Raw genomic sequence first — 817 nt, forward strand, 5'->3', positions numbered from 1 at the left:
GAGCAAAGCAGCGAAAACAAGCCGAAAGTTGTTCCGATGTTTCGTGAACAACCTAAGCCTTGGCTGCTTGAGCTCCAAGAAGAAATGGAGAAGAGAATGGAGCGCGAACGCGCTTACAGTGCTCGTCTCCGTGAGAAAATCGAGAAGGTATGGAACGAGTGTTTGCCGTTCTCCAGTCATGTGACTGAGCCAATGCGTCTGTACTTCAAAAACCGCGAGCTGCTGTTCAAAGTTGATGAAGTAGGAAAAACAGACTGTCTGCGGTTCAATCCGGCTATGGCCTACTACGACGAAGATGGCAATGAAGTTGGGAAATTCCCGGCTATCGTCTGCGCTATCCGAGATGTGGAAGGCAACCTGGTAACGCTCCACCGCACCTATCTCACCCAAAACGGTAAAAAAGCCAAGGTCGGCAACGCCAAGAAGATGATGCCCATTCCTGACGGTTTGGATGTCAATTGCGCGGCCATCCGCCTCGGTGAACCGACTGAGGGTATCCTGGGTGTTGCAGAAGGGCTGGAAACAGCCCTGTCAGCTTATCGAGTCACTCAAATCCCGGTTTGGTCAACGGTCAATGCGACCCTGATGGAGTCCTTCGAGGTTCCAGAAGGTGTTCACACCGTACTGATCTGGGCTGACAAAGATAAGTCTGTGACTGGTGAGAAGTCAGCGAACGTGCTGAAAGCCAAGCTGGAGAAGCGCGGCATTCGTGTGTACGTCCTGCTGCCTAAGCTCCCGATCCCGCCCAGAGCGAAAGGGATTGACTGGAACGATGTCCTGATGAGTCAGGGAAGCCTCGGTTTCCCGAATGCTCGCT

General features: G+C 52.8%; 1 protein-coding gene. It reads left to right on the top strand.

Going from position 1 to position 817, the window contains the following annotated elements; all coding sequences use genetic code 11:
* A partial coding sequence (locus R7Z50_RS26375; protein ID WP_318149597.1) for a toprim domain-containing protein occupies positions 1-817 on the top strand: 817 nt, incomplete at both ends.

This window comes from Vibrio sp. 1249-1, assembly GCF_033340495.1.